The organism is Mesorhizobium vachelliae (genome assembly GCF_033977325.1).
GTDB lineage: Bacteria > Pseudomonadota > Alphaproteobacteria > Rhizobiales > Rhizobiaceae > Mesorhizobium > Mesorhizobium vachelliae.
The window spans coordinates 38,723-53,245 of record NZ_JAVIIR010000012.1 but is presented as its reverse complement, the minus strand read 5'-3'; the positions used below and the strand labels follow the sequence as shown (position 1 = coordinate 53,245).

The following is a 14,523-nucleotide window of genomic DNA, read 5'->3' as shown; positions in this document are numbered from 1 at the left end:
AGACGAAGATTGGATTTGTGAAGCACGGTAATATAACCGGCAAATCCAATCCTCGGGGGTCCAAGGTGACGGCGAGCCTACAAGCGAAACACCCGGACGCGGCTGCCTCCGCGGCTCTTCCGGCGGCATCTGAAACGCAGTGGCCGGATCAGGTCTATGACGTGCTCAAGGCCGCCGGCATCAGCCAGATGTCCTATGTGCCGGACGCCGGCCATACCACGCTGATCCGCCGCTTCAGCGCCGATCCCGAGGTCATCACCAATGTGCTGACGACCGAGGAGGAGGGCATTGCCATCGCCGCCGGCTCCTGGCTCGGCGGCAAGCGCAGCGTCGTGCTGATGCAATCCTCCGGGGTCGGCAATTGCATCAACATGCTGTCGCTGCCGGTGCAGGCGCGCTTTCCCTTGCTCGTCCTGGTGACGATGCGGGGCGAGTGGGCCGAGTTCAATCCATGGCAGGTGCCGATGGGACAGGCGACCGAAGCTTCGCTGAGAGCGATCGGCCTCAGCGTGCTGCGGGCAGAGACCGGCGCCGACCTGGTGGACACTGTGGCGCAGGCGGCCGCGATGGCCTTCGACGCCGACCAGCAGATCGCGGTGCTGATCGGCCAGCGGCTGCTTGGCAAGAAGAAGTGGTGAACGACATGACATTGCCGACGATGGATCGCCGCGTAGCGGTGAAGAAGTTGCTCGACGCGCGCGACGGCGCCCTGGTGGTGACCGGGCTCGGCTCGCCGAGCTACGACGTGCACGCCGCCGGCGACCGCGACGACAATTACTATCTCTGGGGCGCCATGGGCGGCGCGGCATTGGTCGGCCTCGGGCTTGCCCAGGCTCAGCCGCGGAGGCGGGTGATGGTCATCACCGGGGATGGCGAGCAACTGATGGCCTTCGGATCGCTTGCGACGATTTCGGTGGCGCGGCCGAAAAATCTCGACCTGGTCATTCTGGATAACCAGCATTTCGGCGAGACCGGCATGCAATCCAGCCATACCGGCCGCGGCATCGGCTTCGATAAGGTCGCCGCCGCCTGCGGTTTCGCGGAGGTCGCGGAGCTGCGCTCGTTGGAGGAGGTCGACGCGCTGTGCGAAAAGCTGCGCCGTCCCGCCGAAGGGCCTCGGTTGTTCGTGCTGAAGATCACCGCCGAGAACCTGCCGCGCTCGCTGCCGCCGCGCGACGCCGTCGCCGTCAAGAACCGCTTTCGCGCCCATCTGGGCTTTGCCACCTGTTGAGGGCCGACATGCCGCTGGTCAGCTTCCAGAACACGGTCGGCGGTCGGCTGCAATCGAGCGCCGACACGTTCGAGAGCTATGACCCCTTCACCGGCAAGCCGTGGGCGTTGATCCCGCGCGGCGGCAAGGCCGAAGTGGACGCGGCCGTGGCGTCCGCCAGGGCGGCTTTCCGGTCGAAGGACTGGGCCGGCATAACCCCGACCGCGCGCGGCAAGCTGCTGGTGCGGGTGGCGGAGCTGATCGCCGAGAACGCCGAGCGCATCGCCGCGATTGAGACCCGCGACAATGGCAAGCTGATCACCGAGATGACGGCGCAACTGCGCTACATTCCCGAATGGTACCGCTATTTCGGCGGCCTTGCCGACAAGATCGAAGGATCGGTGTTGCCGATCGACAAGGCCGGCATGTTCGCCTTCACCCGCCACGAGCCGCTCGGCGTCATCGCCGCGATCGTGCCCTGGAACTCGCCGCTGCTGCTGCTCACCTGGAAGCTTGCGCCGCTGCTGGCGGCCGGCAACACCGTCGTCATCAAGCCGTCGGAACACGCCTCGGCCTCGACGCTGGAATTCGTGAAGCTGTTCGCGCAGGCGGGCTTTCCGCCCGGCGTCGTCAACACCGTCACCGGCATGCCGCAGGATGTCGGCGTGCCGCTCGTCTCCCATCCCGACGTCGCCAAGATCGCCTTCACGGGCGGCGAGCCGGGCGGGCTTGCCGTCTACCGCGCGGCCGCCGAGGGGTTGAAGACGGTCACGCTCGAGCTCGGCGGCAAGTCGGCCAACATCGTCTTCGACGAGGCCAATCTGGAAAGCGCCGTCAACGGCGCGATCTCCGGCATTTTCGCGGCCAGCGGCCAGACCTGCATCGCGGGTTCGCGGCTGCTCGTCCAGCGCAAGATTCACGACCGGTTCGTGGACGATTTGATCACGCTTGCCGCCAGCGCCCGAATGGGCAACCCGGCGCTGCCGGAAACGCAGGTCGGACCCATCACCACGCAGTCCCAGCGTGAGAAGGTGCTCTCCTATCTTGGAATCGCCAAGCGCGAGGGCGCGTTGTGCGTGCTGGGCGGTGGCAAGCCTGCGTCGGACAAGCTGGCGGACGGCTGGTTCGTCGAACCCACCATCTTTGCCGGCGTGAACAATTCGATGCGCATCGCGCGCGAAGAAGTGTTCGGGCCGATCCTGTCGGTCATTCCTTTCGACGACGAGGAAGAAGCCTTCGCCATCGCCAATGACAGCCCCTACGGGCTGGCGGCGGGACTGTGGACGAGCGACATGGGCAGGGCGCTGCGCGGCGCGGCGGCGATGGAGGCGGGCATGGTCTGGATCAATTCATACCGCGCGGTCTCCTATATGGCGCCCTTCGGCGGCTACAAGAAAAGCGGTATCGGCCGCGAGAGCGGGCAGGAGGCGATCGGCGCCTATCTGCAGACCAAGACGGTGTGGATGGATATGGCAGGGAAGACCGCCAATCCCTTCGTGATCCGCTAAGATAGGCAAGGCCTCAAGCGGGGATGGCCCGTTCAGAATGACGAGGGAACAGCATATGAGACAAACTGGCAAGGTGGCGGTCGTCACCGGAGCGGCACGCGGGATCGGACGCGCATGCGCCGAGCGCTTCCTGGCTGAAGGCGCGAAGGTCGTGCTCGGCGATATCGACGCCGACGAGCTGAAGAAATGCGCTGCCGAAATCGGCACCTCGGAGACCGTCCTGGCCGTGGTCACGGATGTCAGCAGGAAGGACCAGGTCGACGCGCTGGTCGCGGCGGCGGTCGCCAGGTTCGGCCGTGTCGATATCATGCTCAACAATGCCGGCATCGCTCCGGTCCAGGATTTTCTCGACATCAGTGAGGCCGACTACGACCGGGTCCTCGCCGTCAATTTGAAGGGCGCGTTCATGGGCACGCAGGCGGCGGCTCGCCAGATGATCGTGCAGGGGCAGGGCGGCGTGATCATAAACATGTCCTCGATCAATTCGGGGCTGGCCAATCCGCGCGTCGCCACTTACGCGATTTCCAAGGGCGGCATGAACCAGGTCACCGGCACCGCCGCCGTCGCCTTCGCGCCCTACGGCATCCGCGTCGTCGGTGTCGGTCCGGGCACGATTGCCACCGAGATGGTGATGGACGGCACATTCATCGATTCCGAAGAAATGCGCCGCGCGATCCTTTCGCGCACGCCGCTCGGTCGCCTCGGGACGGCGGCGGAGATCGCTTCGGTCGTGGCGTTCCTCGCCAGCGACGACGCGTCCTACATCACCGGCGAGACAATCTATCCCGACGGCGGCCGCCGCGTGCTTAACTACACCGTCCCGGTCAAGGAATAGGGAAATGGGAAACAAGGTAATAAGCAATTTCGACAAGCTGCATCACATCTGCATCGTCGTGCACGATATCGACAAGGCGCAGGCCTATTACGACTCCATCGGTATCGGCCCGTGGGAATCCTACCCGCCTCTGGCCGAATATGAGGAGCTGCAGGTCCCGAGCCCCAAAGGCTTCATGGCGATGCAATACCGGATTTGCAATTTGCCGAACGTTCAGTTGCAGCTCTGCCAGCCGAGCCACGATCCTACGCCGCAGCGCATCCACCTGGACACGAAAGGCGAGGGTGTCTTCCACATTGGCTTTGAAGTCCGCGACGCGGATGCAGCCGAAACGGAGGCCGAGGGCGACGGCCTCTCCGTGCTGATGCGCGGGCGCCGGGAAAATCGCACAGGCTTCACTTATTACGACACGGCCGACAAGGCGGGCGTGATCCTTTTGACCCGGGCTACGAATTTACCGGGCAAATGATCCACCGAGGATATGACATGGCGCGCGGCACGCTGATGCAGCCGCTCTATCGTTTGTTTCCGCGCAATTCCGGACGGAAGGTTACGGCGAAGTCGCCGAGCCTAACCGCTGCGCACTTTTCCTGGAATTGCGTCAGTCGCCGCGCAATTCCTGAAGCCTGTCGACCAGGAATTTGCCGCTGGTGATGATGTGCATTTCCAGCAGGCTGACGGCGCGCAGCGTGTCCTTGGCCTCGCACAGCTCGATAAGCTGCCAGTGGTCTCGATCGGACTTCACCTGGATTTCGGTGAGCGAGACCATCATGCGGGTATAGCGCTCCAGCTGCTGGTAGATACGTCCCACCAGCTCGATCGTCGCCTTGCGACCGGACGGAGCGTAGAGGGCGGCATGGAAGTTCCAGTTCAGCTGGTTGGAGTATTCGCCGGTCGCGCCCTGCTCTTGATGCTGCTTCGCTCGTTCCTTGGCAAGTGCGAGGTCGTCGTCGGTCATCCTCGGGATGGCCAGCGCGAGCAGCCACGTCTCGATCCGGGCGCGCAATTCATAAAGCTCGAGGATCTCGTCGAGCGAGATCGAGGAGACGACGGCGCCTTTATGGGAGACGAGCGTGACGAAGCCTTCCGAATGAAGCTGGTGCAGCGCCTCGCGCACGGGTATCCGGCTGACGCCGAATTCTGTCGCCAGATGCTCCTGCCGCAACTGGGCATTCGCCTCGTATTCGCCGACCAGGATCTTCTGCCTGATGGCGTCGGCGACCTGGGCCGATATGGTTTTCTTCTGTACGAGCATGGATCAGCCTAGAGCGACGGCGCCTTTGTTTAGCGTGCGGCGCCATTTTGATTGCAGAAACGGACGCATAGCACCGCTCGCAGGTTGTTGTCACTCCGATGCCAATGCCTTGCCTCCGCTTCAGTAGACATGTTCCTCGATCGGCTGGTTGTTGGCGATACGCTCGTAGCGGAAGGCCGAGAGATCGATGGAACGGTATTCGCCATACGCAATGAGGTCGCTCACGCCTGAGCCGGTTGCCGCGGCGTGCATCATGCCATGGCCGCTGAAGCCGGTGGCCAGCACGAAGTTCGAGATCTCCGGATGAGGCCCGATGATACCGCTGTGGTCGAAGGTGTTGTACTCATAGAGGCCTGCCCAGGCGCGCAGCATGCGCAACTGTTCGAAGCCGGGTATGCGATGCGCCAGGGCCGGCCAGATCAGCTCGTCGAACAGGTCGTAGTCCACGTCGAGGCCAAAATCGCCCGGATCGTTCTCACGCACGGGTGGAATACCGCATAGGAAGAGCTGACCCTCCGGCCGCAGCCAGAAGCCGCTGGTGTCGAAGACGAAAGGACAATTGTCGATCCGCGCCGGGCTTTCGAAGACGAAGACGCATCGCTTGCTGGGCACGACCGGGAGATCCGTGCCGGCCATCCGCGCAATGCCCGCGCTCCACGGCCCGGCCGCGTTGATCACCATGCCGACGGAAAGCCGTTCGCCATTGTCCAGCACCACCTCGCCGACCTTGTTTCGGGACGCCATGGTCAGCCCGGTCACGGTCGCGGCACGATAGTCGACCTTCTGGGCGCGTGCCTTGCGGCGGAAAGCCTGCATCAGGCCAGGTCCGTCGAACCAACCTTCGCAGCCGCGGCCGAAAGAGCCGAGCGCCAGGTCGTCTGTGTTGAGCCAGGGAAAGCGCCGCGCCAGATCGGCCTTCTCGATCAGCTCGATATCGACACCCATGTCGCGCTGAACGCGGTTCTTGGCGCGCTGTGCTTCGGCCCGCTCCGGCGTCGCCAGCACAAGATAGCCAGGCTCGTGAAGTCCGATGTCCGCCGGCTCGTCTCCGACCGCAAGCCGGGTGCCCACCTCGCGCAGAAAGTCGAGGCTGAATTTCGACATGGCGATATTCGGCGGCGTGCCGAACTGCTGGCGTATGGCACTGGTCGACAACGAAGAAGATGAGGCGGTGTAATAGGGGTCTCGCTCGATAACCGCGATGCTGCCGTCGAAATCCGGATTGGCGGAGAGGAAATAGGCGATCGAGCTGCCGACGACGCCTCCGCCGACGATCACCACATCGTAATTTGCGCTCATTCCGGTCGCGTTCCCTTGCTCAAACGTCGTGGGTCACGGCGAAGATTGGATACTTTCCCTGCCAGCAAGCCCCTTGAGGACACTCATAACCCAGGCCAACGGCAAGAAAAAGAGGTTTGACGAGAAAATCAGAATACATTATCCAATTTTTACGCATCTGCTGCCGGCTGGACCGCGCAGTCATTCCGGGAGTGTTCAGTGGGTTTCATCGCGCCCCGTCTCGACGTCATCAAGCCAAGTCCGAGCATGGCGGTTACGGCCCGAGCGATCGGCATGCGCGCGGCCGGCATCGACGTCATCAGCCTGAGCGCCGGGGAGCCTGATTTTCCGACGCCGCCGCATGTCGTCGAGGCGGCCTATGAGGCGATGCGCAGGGGCGAGACCCGCTATACGGCGGTGGACGGCACGGCGGCGCTGAAGAAAGCGGTGGCCGACAAGTTCAGGCGCGAGAACGGCCTCGACTACAGGCCGTCGGAAATCACCGTCGCCAGCGGCGCGAAGCAGATCATCTACAACGCCCTGCTGGCAACGCTGGCGCCAGGCGACGAGGTGATCGTTCCCGCCCCTTACTGGGTTTCCTACACCGACATCGTGCTTCTGGGCGAAGGCAAGCCCGTGGTCGTTCCCTGCGGCGAGGAGCTCGGCTTCAAGCTCACGCCATCTGCTTTGCGGGCAGCCATCACCGGGCGCACGAAATGGCTGCTCATGAACACCCCGTCCAACCCGACGGGCGCCGTCTATAGCCGTGACGAGCTTGCTGCCCTGGCGGCAGTGCTGCTCGACCATCCGCACGTTCATGTGCTGACCGACGACATCTACGAGCACATCCTGTTCGATGGGCGTACTTTTCATACAATCGCCGGCGTCGAGCCGCGGCTGAAGGAGCGTACGCTGACAGTCAACGGCGTGTCGAAGGCCTATGCCATGACAGGCTGGCGGATCGGCTATGCCGGCGGGCCGGAACCACTGATCCACGCCATGGCGACGGTGCAGAGCCAGAGCACGTCGAACCCGTCATCCATCTCGCAGGCCGCGGCCATAGCCGCGCTGGACGGCCCGCAGGATTTCTTGGCGCCGCGCGCGCTCGAGTTCCAGGCGCGACGCAATCGAGCATTGGAGCTGCTGCGGGCAATCCCCGGCCTTGCTTGCCAGACGCCAGAAGGGGCCTTTTATCTCTATCCCAACTGCACGGCCCTGATCGGCCGCCGGCGTCCGGACGGCTCTGTCGTCGGCAGCGATGACGATCTTTCGCTCTACCTGCTCGATCAGGCGCGGGTCGCGGTGGTGCAAGGCTCGGCCTACGGCCTGTCGCCGCATTTCCGCATCTCCATAGCCACGTCGATGGACCTGATCGAGAAGGCGATCGGGCGTATCGCCGAGGCAGTCGAAGCCATGCGGTAGCGCGGCGATGGACTTGAACCTCGTCCGAGAGCTTATCGACGCCGTCTCGCGCTCACCCATAGGCGAGCTGCAAATCGAGCGCGACGGAATTCGCGTCCGAATTGCCAGGCACGTGTCGGCGTCCGCATTGCAGACCCAATCGCTGCCGCAACCCGTGTCAGTGTCAAGCGCGACCGGTGCCGGCCCAACCGTTGCGGTCATTTCGCGGTATTCGATCCGCGCACCGTTGACGGGCGTGTTCTATCGTTCCGCCGGCGAGGGCGAACCGCCGCTCGTTTCGGTGGGCGATGTGGTCGAGGAGGGTCAGAAGATCGGCGTCCTCGAAGCCATGAAGACATTCAACGTCGTCGAAGCCGATCGCGCCGGGAGGATTGTCGAGATCGCGCTCGATGACCATGCCGCCGTGCAGTCGGGTGACGTGCTGTTCGTCCTGGAAGAGGCGGGTTGAGCGTCATGTTCGACACCGTCCTGATCGCCAACCGGGGTGAAATCGCGCTGCGCATTCTGCGCGCCTGCCGCGATCTCGGCCTTCAGTCGGTGGCGGCCTATTCGGAAGCCGATGCGAGCCTGCGCCACGTAGCGCTGGCGGACAAGGCGATCTGCATCGGGCCGGCGGCTTCGGCCGACAGCTACCTCAACATCGAGGAGATCATCACAGCCGCGCAACTCACCGGCGCGGGCGCGGTCCATCCCGGCTACGGGTTTCTGTCGGAGAATGCGGCTTTCGCCGAGGCCATCGAAAATGCCGGTCTTGTCTTCATCGGGCCGTCGGCTGCGGCAATCCGCACGATGGGCGACAAGGTCGCGGCCAAGCGGGCGATGGTCGCCGCCGGCGTGCCCTGCGTTCCAGGCTCGGAAGGCGCGCTGCCGCAGGACGAGCAAGCGGTGCGCGCGATCGCCGAAACCATAGGTTATCCGGTCATCGTCAAGGCGGCCGGCGGCGGCGGCGGGCGCGGCATGCGCATCGTGCGCGAGGAAGGCGCGCTGATGGAAGCCGTCGCGCTGGCGCGGGAGGAAGCCGGACGAGCCTTCGGCAACCCGCACGTCTATCTGGAAAAATTCCTCGAACACCCGCGCCATGTCGAGATCCAGATTCTGGCCGACCGGCATGGCGCCGCCGTGTGGCTTGGCGAGCGGGACTGCTCCATGCAGCGCCGCCACCAGAAGATCATCGAGGAGGCGCCCGCGCCCGGCATCGATCGCGAGGCCATCGGCGGAATCGGCGATCTTTGCGCCCGCGCCTGTGTCGAGATCGGCTACACGGGCGCCGGCACGTTCGAGTTCCTCTACGAGGACGGGCGGTTTTATTTCATCGAGATGAACACTCGGGTGCAGGTGGAGCATCCCGTCACCGAGCTCATCACCGGCATCGACATCGTTCGCGAGCAGATCCGGATCGCCCAGGGCCAGCCTCTGTCCTTCGGGCAGGAGGATGTTCGCATCCAGGGCCACGCCGTCGAATGCCGTATCAACGCCGAGGATCCTTACAGCTTTCGGCCGCATCCGGGGCTGGTCGAGCGCTGGACGCCGCCGGGCGGTCCTGGGATCCGCGTCGAGTCGCATCTCTATTCCGGCTACACCGTGCCGCCGCATTACGACTCCCTGGTCGCCAAGCTGCTCGCGCATGGCGCCACGCGGGGCGATGCGATCCGCAGGATGAAGGGCGCGCTCGCCGAGATGGAGGCGGTCGGCATCGCCACCAACGCGCCGCTGCACGGCATGTTGATGGAGGAGCCAGGTTTCGCGGCCGGAGGCTTCGACATCCATCATCTCGAGCGCCTGATCGAAGGCGGCCTGCTCGACGGACGAGGGCAGCGATGACGGCCGAGGAGATCGAGAGGCTTGCCGCATGGTGTACGGCCGCGGGTGTCGGTGAGATCGAACTGGCGGAGGCCGGCTTTTCGCTTTGCCTGCGTATCCAGTCAGCCGATCCTGCGCTGCGCGCGGCGGCGAGCGAGGTGCCGAAGGCCGAGGTTCTGAAGACCGTTCGCGCGCCGGGCGTCGGCACGTTCCGTCTCGTTCATCCGACGACTGGCCACCCGGTCATCGAACGCGGCCAGCCGGTCCGGAAGGGTGAGGTCGTCGGCGTCCTCCAGATCGGCTCATGCCTCAAGGGCGTGGTCGCGCCTGCGGACGGCGCGCTGGGAGCCGCGCTGGCCGAGGATGGCGCGGTCGTCGGCTATAGCACGCCGCTCTACGAATTGCTGTGACATGAATTCTGAGGAAGCCGCCATGACGGACAGCGGACTTGAAGTCGATATCAATTCGGACATGGGCGAGGGCTTCGGCGCCTACAGGCTGGGCGACGACGCGGCGATCCTCGATATCGTGAGCTCGGCCAATGTCGCCTGCGGTTTCCACGCCGGCGACCCGGAGATCATGACGGCCACCTTTTCCATGGCGCGGGCGAAGGGCGTCGCCGTCGGCGCGCATCCGAGCTTCGCCGATCTGTGGGGGTTCGGACGCCGCACCATTCCGCATTCGGCGGACGAGATCGAAAGGCTGGTCGCATACCAGATCGGCGCGGCGCAGGCGCTCTCCTCCTATGCGGGGCACCCGATCCGTTATGTGAAGGCGCATGGCGCGCTGGGCAACCTCACCCAGACCGATCGCGCGGTCGCCGAAGCCGTCACGCGCGCCGTCAAGGCCGTCGATCCTACCTTGATCTGCCTGGTGATCGCGCTCGGCTTCCAGGACAGGATCGCGCGCGACGCAGGCCTGACGGTCAAGTCGGAGATATTCGCCGATCGCGCCTATACGCAAGAGGGGTTCCTGGTCTCGCGCAAGCTGGAGGGCGCCGTCATCCACGACGCCGGGAAGGCCGCGGAGCGGGTCGTGCGCATGGTCAAGCAGGGCGCGATCGAGACGATTTCCGGTCAATTGCTGAAGACGCCGATCGACTCGGTCTGCGTCCACAGCGATACGCCGGCAGCGGTCGCCATCGCCGCCCGCGTGCGGGCCGGGCTGGAACAGAGTGGTATAAGCGTCAAGGCCTTCGTTGCAACGCGCTGAGGCTCGGTCGCGCCCGAACTCACGGCGCCAGCGCTCGCGCCAGGCGTTTCAGACGGCGTCGAGTCCCAGTTCGAGGAAGCGGTCGAGCTGCTCCACTTCCTGGGGTGTGAGGCTGATGCCGTCCCGTTTCGACTTCTCACGGGCGAGGAACCGCCTCTGCGAAGGCAGGCGCGCGCCCTGGCCGACGATCGCCTCGAACAACGCTTCCGCCCGGGAGAAAGGACTTCCGGGGCGACCAGCGGCGAAAGCTTCCGGCGACAGGGCGATGACCAACTCGCCATGCCTCGGATAAAGCGTCGTGGTGCCAAGCAGGTCGAGGGCCTCGCGGCTCGTCAGGTCGCCGAGCATGGCGCCGGCGAGCAGCTCGATCATGGTTCCGATGGCCGAGCCCTTGTGACCGCCGAAGGAAAGCATGGCGCCGGCAAGCGCTGCCTCCGGATCGGTCGTCGGCCTGCCGTCAGCGTCGATCGCCCAGCCTTCCGGCAATTGTTTCCCGGCACGGCGATGCAGCTCGATTTCGCCGCGCGCCGCGACGGACGTCGCGAAGTCGAAGACATAAGGCGGATGCCCCTGGCGTGGCCAGCCGAAGGCGAAGGGATTGGTGCCAAGCAAGGGTCTTGAGCCTCCCGTCGGCGCGACCGTCGCGTAGCTTGGACACATGGCGATGCCGGCAAGACCGGCGCCGGCCAGTGCCTCGACCTCGACCCAGAGGGCGGAAAAATGAACCGCGTTGTTGATCGCCAGCGCCGCGATGCCGGTTGCGCGCGCCCGCTCGACCAGCACGGGCAGGCCGAGCTCGAAGGCGGGATTGGCGAAACCGCTCTTCGCGTCCACTTTCACGATTGCCGGCGCGTCCGGCGGCAGCAATTCAGGCACTGCCTTGGGCTCGGCCTTTCCGGCCTTGACGGTGCGCAGCGCGCCTTCGATGCGATAGATGCCGTGCGACTTGCAGGCGTCGCGTTCCCCGGCGACGATGGCGCGCGTGATCGCGCCAGCCTGGGCAGGGTTCAGCCCGGCCTTGCTGAAAATCGCCTCGACGCGCTCATGCAAAGCTTCGATGGTAAGGGCGGTTGTGCTCATTCTCGCCTTCGGGGTTGCCCGCAGGGCATGCGCCTGCAGGTCAGGAAAATTGCAGCTCGCTCGCGAAGGCTCTCAGATCCTGCGCGAGCAGGCCGGGTTGCTCTAAGGCTGCAAAATGCCCGCCGGATGGCATTGTTGTCCACCGGCGCACATCGCGAAAAACCCGTTCGACCCAGCTTCTTGGCGGCATCGGCAATTCCTTCGGAAACAGCGCTACCGCGAGCGGAACCTCGATCCGCGCGCCAGGCGGGAATGTCAATGGCCGAGCGCGAGTCTCCCAATAGAGTCGCATGGACGAGGCGACGGTTCGCGTGAACCAGTAGAGCGAGATGTTGGCGAGGACTTCGTCGCGAGAGAATGCGGCGTTGTCCAAGTTGCCGTCGCAGTCGCTCCAGTCGCGGAACTTTTCGATCATCCATGCCGCCAATCCCACGGGCGAATCGCTGAGCCCGTAGGCAAGGGTCTGGGGGCGTGTTCCCTGAATGTGGCTGTAGGCGCCATGAAGATCCGCCCATCGGACTTTCTCGCTAAGGAAGATGCGTTCTTCCGCGGTGAGGTCGCCGCCGAGGCCTGGGTCATGCGGGGGCGAATACGAGCCAGGAATGAAATTCAGATGCACTCCGGCCAGATTGCCTGGATGCGCGTGCGCCATGATGGTCGACACGCTGGCGCCGAGGTCGCCGCCCTGCGCCAGATAGCGCTCATAACCCAGGCGGCTCATCAGCTCGGCCCAGAGGCCGGCGATGGCGAACAGGTTGAGCCCGGCCTTGGTCGGCCGGCTCGAAAAGCCGTATCCGGGGAGCGACGGGATGACGACGTTGAAGGCGTCTTCTTGCCTGCCTCCATTTGCAGTCGGATCGGACAGCAGCGGAGCAAGCTTGATGAATTCGCAGAAGCTGCCCGGCCAGCCATGGGTCAGGATGACGGTTCTGGCAGTCGGAACAGCGGCACGGACGTGGAAGAAATGGATGGTCTGGCCGTCGATATCCGTCTGGTAGTGCGGAAAGGCATTCCAGGCGGCTTCGTGTTCGCGCCAGTCGAAGTCTGTGCGCCAGCGCCCGACAAACCGCCGTAGTTCCTCCCGCTCCGTCCCTTGGGCCCAGCCGATTTCCTGCAACTGGTCCGGTTCGCGCCAGTCTGAAATGCGCCGCTTCAGGTCGTCGATTTCAGCCTGTGCAATCCGGATCGTAAAGGGGCGGATAGCTGTTGACATGTTCTCTCGCCGATATGGGTTGAACCAGTCGATATCGTTGCGGCTTTTGTTTTCGTTCCGGCCGTCATCCTGATCGGAGGCCACCGGCGCTGATGTTCCGCGCGGGGACGAACGCGTCAAGCTGCTGCCTGGCAGCACGCAGTGCTTGGGTCGCCGCTTCGATCGAGACTGGCACAAAACGCAAGCGCCCGCCGACCGGGGCCTGCGCGAGTCGCCAGAGATCGGCTTCGATCACGGTCGCGATCTTCGGGTAGCCGCCGCAGGTGTTGGCATCGGCAAGCTGGATGATCGGCTGGCCGGATGGCGGCACCTGAACGGTGCCTGGCACGATGCCATGCGAGAGCAATTCCAGGGGTGAGATGAGCGAGAGCGTTTCTCCGGACAGGCGATAGCCCATGCGGTTGGCGTCGCTGGTGATCTTCCACTCGCTGCTGGTGAAGGCGACCTGCGCCTGCGCCGTGAAAGCGTCGAACTCGGCGGCGGGAAGTACCCTCAGTTCGACCGGAGAGGCGGTGGTGCTGCCGGTGACTTGCCGCTCTTCCAGTGCCACGCCAAGGCCGGCTGGAGGAAGCGGGCACATCGCGGTGTTGAGCCGAAGCCGGTCGCCGCGCGCCAGGCCGCGCCCAGCCAACCCGCCGAAACCAGCTTTCGCATCCGTCGCGCGCGATCCCATGACGGGCGGCAGGTCGAGCCCACCGGCGAAGGCGATGTAGGAACGCGCGCCCGCGCGCGGCGCTTCCACAAGAAGCGTCTCGCCCGCGCGAATGCTGGTTGCCCACCAGGATGGATACCGCCGGTCGCTGATGCTGATGGGGCAATCGGCTCCGGTGACGGCCAGCGCGGTGTCGACATGTGACTTGAGCCGGAAGGGATAAAGCGCAATCTCCAGCCCCGCGGCCGATCGATCATTGCCCAGCATGAGATTGGCGATCGCCAATGCCTGTTTGTCCATCGCGCCGCCGTGGCTGATCCCGAGCGACAGATGACCCGGACGGCCAAGGTCCTGGACAGTGTTCGGAACACCGGTGGTCAGGATTTCGATCATTGCTCTATGCCCGCAATCTCGAACCGGATCTTGTCTCCGGGCCTCAGCAGCACCGGCGATTGCGCCTGAATATCGAAGATCTTCACGTCGGTGTGGCCGATGATGTGCCAGCCCGACGGGGCGGCCATGGGCATGACGCCTGCCTGCGCGCCGCCGATGATGACGGCGCCCTCGGCTACTTTCAGGCGAGGGTTGTTGCGCCGTGGCCAGGTGAGCCGCGGCTCGAGACCGGACAAGTAAGGGAACCCCGGCATGGCCCCGATGGCGGCGACGGAATAGGTCGCGGCCGCGTGACGATTGACCGTCTCTTCCAGCGACAATCCACAGTGCGCGGCCCAGCCAGCGAGGTCTTCGCCGCGCGAGCCGCCGTAATGCACGGGAATCCTGTGCAAGGTGCCGGCGGCGGCTTGTGGATCGGTGCCCACCCAAAGTGATTGCAGTTGCTCGCCGACACTCAATGCATCCGTGACGAGCGGGTCGAACAGCACCAGCAGGTTGTTCATGCCGGGGACCGCCTCACGCACGCCGTCGAGGCCTCGTGCAGCTCCGGCAACAGCCCAAACCAACTCTTGAGTGGCGTCGTCGAACCTTGCCTGCGCGCCATCGAGAAGCAGCGCGCCTGATCCCGCAAGGCTGATGCGCGGCGCTGGCCCAATGGTCATGAG

16 protein-coding genes are annotated in these 14,523 nt (G+C 64.7%); 10 read left to right on the top strand and 6 right to left on the bottom strand.

The features are described 5' to 3' along the window. Nucleotides 1-65 precede the first annotated feature (65 nt). The 5 genes from RFM41_RS23415 to RFM41_RS23395 are packed head-to-tail and all read left to right on the top strand — an operon-like array spanning nucleotide 66 to nucleotide 4,022. Complete coding sequence (locus tag RFM41_RS23415) at nucleotides 66-638, top strand: thiamine pyrophosphate-binding protein (protein WP_320251503.1); 573 nt, start codon at nucleotides 66-68, stop codon at nucleotides 636-638. A 5-nt stretch (nucleotides 639-643) separates the two neighbouring features. After that, the gene (locus RFM41_RS23410) at nucleotides 644-1,231 is read left to right on the top strand and encodes a thiamine pyrophosphate-dependent enzyme (RefSeq protein WP_320251628.1); all 588 of its coding nucleotides are present in this window, start codon (nucleotides 644-646) and stop codon (nucleotides 1,229-1,231) included. An 8-nt stretch (nucleotides 1,232-1,239) separates the two neighbouring features. Next, nucleotides 1,240-2,718 carry an aldehyde dehydrogenase gene (locus tag RFM41_RS23405; RefSeq protein WP_320251501.1) on the top strand — a complete coding sequence of 493 codons (1,479 nt, stop codon included), beginning with the start codon at nucleotides 1,240-1,242 and terminating at the stop codon, nucleotides 2,716-2,718. Nucleotides 2,719-2,773: 55 nt separating this feature from the next. After that, nucleotides 2,774-3,553 (top strand): SDR family NAD(P)-dependent oxidoreductase, encoded by a 780-nt coding sequence (locus RFM41_RS23400; RefSeq protein ID WP_320251499.1) that lies wholly within the window; start codon nucleotides 2,774-2,776, stop codon nucleotides 3,551-3,553. A gap of 4 nt (nucleotides 3,554-3,557) precedes the next feature. Further along, nucleotides 3,558-4,022, top strand: a complete 465-nt coding sequence (locus tag RFM41_RS23395) for a VOC family protein (RefSeq protein ID WP_320251497.1) — start codon at nucleotides 3,558-3,560, stop codon at nucleotides 4,020-4,022. 132 nt (nucleotides 4,023-4,154) lie between these two features. Here RFM41_RS23395 and RFM41_RS23390 read toward each other — a convergent pair whose 3' ends face one another. Together RFM41_RS23390 and RFM41_RS23385 are read right to left on the bottom strand one after the other, a co-directional pair. Further along, nucleotides 4,155-4,808: a GntR family transcriptional regulator gene (locus tag RFM41_RS23390; protein WP_320251496.1), complete on the bottom strand. Its 654-nt coding sequence runs from the start codon at nucleotides 4,806-4,808 to the stop codon at nucleotides 4,155-4,157. Nucleotides 4,809-4,928: 120 nt separating this feature from the next. After that, on the bottom strand, nucleotides 4,929-6,107 hold the full coding sequence (locus RFM41_RS23385) for an NAD(P)/FAD-dependent oxidoreductase (protein WP_320251495.1): 1,179 nt from the start codon (nucleotides 6,105-6,107) through the stop codon (nucleotides 4,929-4,931). Between the two features lie 198 nt (nucleotides 6,108-6,305). Here RFM41_RS23385 and RFM41_RS23380 point away from each other — a divergent pair, with 198 nt between their 5' ends. Genes RFM41_RS23380 through RFM41_RS23360 form a run of 5 tightly spaced genes read left to right on the top strand, consistent with a single transcriptional unit; the run spans nucleotide 6,306 to nucleotide 10,520 of the window. Continuing rightward, complete coding sequence (locus tag RFM41_RS23380; RefSeq protein WP_320251494.1) at nucleotides 6,306-7,508, top strand: pyridoxal phosphate-dependent aminotransferase; 1,203 nt, start codon at nucleotides 6,306-6,308, stop codon at nucleotides 7,506-7,508. A 7-nt stretch (nucleotides 7,509-7,515) separates the two neighbouring features. Beyond that, nucleotides 7,516-7,956, top strand: coding sequence for an acetyl-CoA carboxylase biotin carboxyl carrier protein (locus RFM41_RS23375; RefSeq protein WP_320251492.1), 441 nt, complete (start codon nucleotides 7,516-7,518; stop codon nucleotides 7,954-7,956). A 5-nt stretch (nucleotides 7,957-7,961) separates the two neighbouring features. Then, nucleotides 7,962-9,329, top strand: a complete 1,368-nt coding sequence (gene accC, locus RFM41_RS23370) for an acetyl-CoA carboxylase biotin carboxylase subunit (protein ID WP_320251490.1) — start codon at nucleotides 7,962-7,964, stop codon at nucleotides 9,327-9,329. Continuing rightward, entirely contained in the window at nucleotides 9,326-9,718 is a 393-nt protein-coding gene (locus RFM41_RS23365; RefSeq protein ID WP_320251488.1) for a biotin attachment protein, read from the top strand. The genes accC and RFM41_RS23365 overlap by 4 nt, the downstream gene beginning before the upstream one ends. Nucleotides 9,719-9,740: 22 nt before the next feature. Beyond that, on the top strand, nucleotides 9,741-10,520 hold the full coding sequence (locus RFM41_RS23360) for a LamB/YcsF family protein (protein ID WP_320251487.1): 780 nt from the start codon (nucleotides 9,741-9,743) through the stop codon (nucleotides 10,518-10,520). A 48-nt stretch (nucleotides 10,521-10,568) separates the two neighbouring features. On the opposite strand, the gene RFM41_RS23355 is transcribed toward RFM41_RS23360, so the two are convergent. Genes RFM41_RS23355 through pxpB form a run of 4 tightly spaced genes read right to left on the bottom strand, consistent with a single transcriptional unit; the run spans nucleotide 10,569 to nucleotide 14,520 of the window. Continuing rightward, nucleotides 10,569-11,600, bottom strand: a complete 1,032-nt coding sequence (locus RFM41_RS23355) for an Ldh family oxidoreductase (protein WP_320251486.1) — start codon at nucleotides 11,598-11,600, stop codon at nucleotides 10,569-10,571. A gap of 40 nt (nucleotides 11,601-11,640) precedes the next feature. Then, entirely contained in the window at nucleotides 11,641-12,897 is a 1,257-nt protein-coding gene (locus tag RFM41_RS23350) for an epoxide hydrolase family protein (RefSeq protein WP_320251485.1), read from the bottom strand. Further along, nucleotides 12,878-13,858, bottom strand: a complete 981-nt coding sequence (locus RFM41_RS23345; RefSeq protein WP_320251483.1) for a 5-oxoprolinase subunit C family protein — start codon at nucleotides 13,856-13,858, stop codon at nucleotides 12,878-12,880. Before RFM41_RS23345 ends, RFM41_RS23350 begins: the two co-directional genes overlap by 20 nt. Further along, nucleotides 13,855-14,520 carry a 5-oxoprolinase subunit PxpB gene (gene pxpB / locus RFM41_RS23340; RefSeq protein ID WP_320251481.1) on the bottom strand — a complete coding sequence of 222 codons (666 nt, stop codon included), beginning with the start codon at nucleotides 14,518-14,520 and terminating at the stop codon, nucleotides 13,855-13,857. The genes RFM41_RS23345 and pxpB overlap by 4 nt, the downstream gene beginning before the upstream one ends. Nucleotides 14,521-14,523 lie beyond the last annotated feature (3 nt).

Excerpts from the sequence above, each read along its gene's own strand:
- RFM41_RS23400 (WP_320251499.1), top strand. The coding sequence starts at position 2,774 with ATGAGACAAACTGGCAAGGTGGCGGTCGTCACCGGAGCGGCACGCGGG.
- RFM41_RS23365 (WP_320251488.1), top strand. The coding sequence starts at position 9,326 with ATGACGGCCGAGGAGATCGAGAGGCTTGCCGCATGGTGTACGGCCGCG.
- RFM41_RS23360 (WP_320251487.1), top strand. The coding sequence starts at position 9,741 with ATGACGGACAGCGGACTTGAAGTCGATATCAATTCGGACATGGGCGAG.
- RFM41_RS23385 (WP_320251495.1), bottom strand. The coding sequence starts at position 6,107 with ATGAGCGCAAATTACGATGTGGTGATCGTCGGCGGAGGCGTCGTCGGC.
- RFM41_RS23390 (WP_320251496.1), bottom strand. The coding sequence starts at position 4,808 with ATGCTCGTACAGAAGAAAACCATATCGGCCCAGGTCGCCGACGCCATC.
- RFM41_RS23395 (WP_320251497.1), top strand. The coding sequence starts at position 3,558 with ATGGGAAACAAGGTAATAAGCAATTTCGACAAGCTGCATCACATCTGC.
- pxpB (WP_320251481.1), bottom strand. The coding sequence starts at position 14,520 with ATGACCATTGGGCCAGCGCCGCGCATCAGCCTTGCGGGATCAGGCGCG.
- RFM41_RS23405 (WP_320251501.1), top strand. The coding sequence starts at position 1,240 with ATGCCGCTGGTCAGCTTCCAGAACACGGTCGGCGGTCGGCTGCAATCG.
- RFM41_RS23375 (WP_320251492.1), top strand. The coding sequence starts at position 7,516 with ATGGACTTGAACCTCGTCCGAGAGCTTATCGACGCCGTCTCGCGCTCA.
- RFM41_RS23355 (WP_320251486.1), bottom strand. The coding sequence starts at position 11,600 with ATGAGCACAACCGCCCTTACCATCGAAGCTTTGCATGAGCGCGTCGAG.
- RFM41_RS23410 (WP_320251628.1), top strand. The coding sequence starts at position 644 with ATGACATTGCCGACGATGGATCGCCGCGTAGCGGTGAAGAAGTTGCTC.
- accC (WP_320251490.1), top strand. The coding sequence starts at position 7,962 with ATGTTCGACACCGTCCTGATCGCCAACCGGGGTGAAATCGCGCTGCGC.
- RFM41_RS23345 (WP_320251483.1), bottom strand. The coding sequence starts at position 13,858 with ATGATCGAAATCCTGACCACCGGTGTTCCGAACACTGTCCAGGACCTT.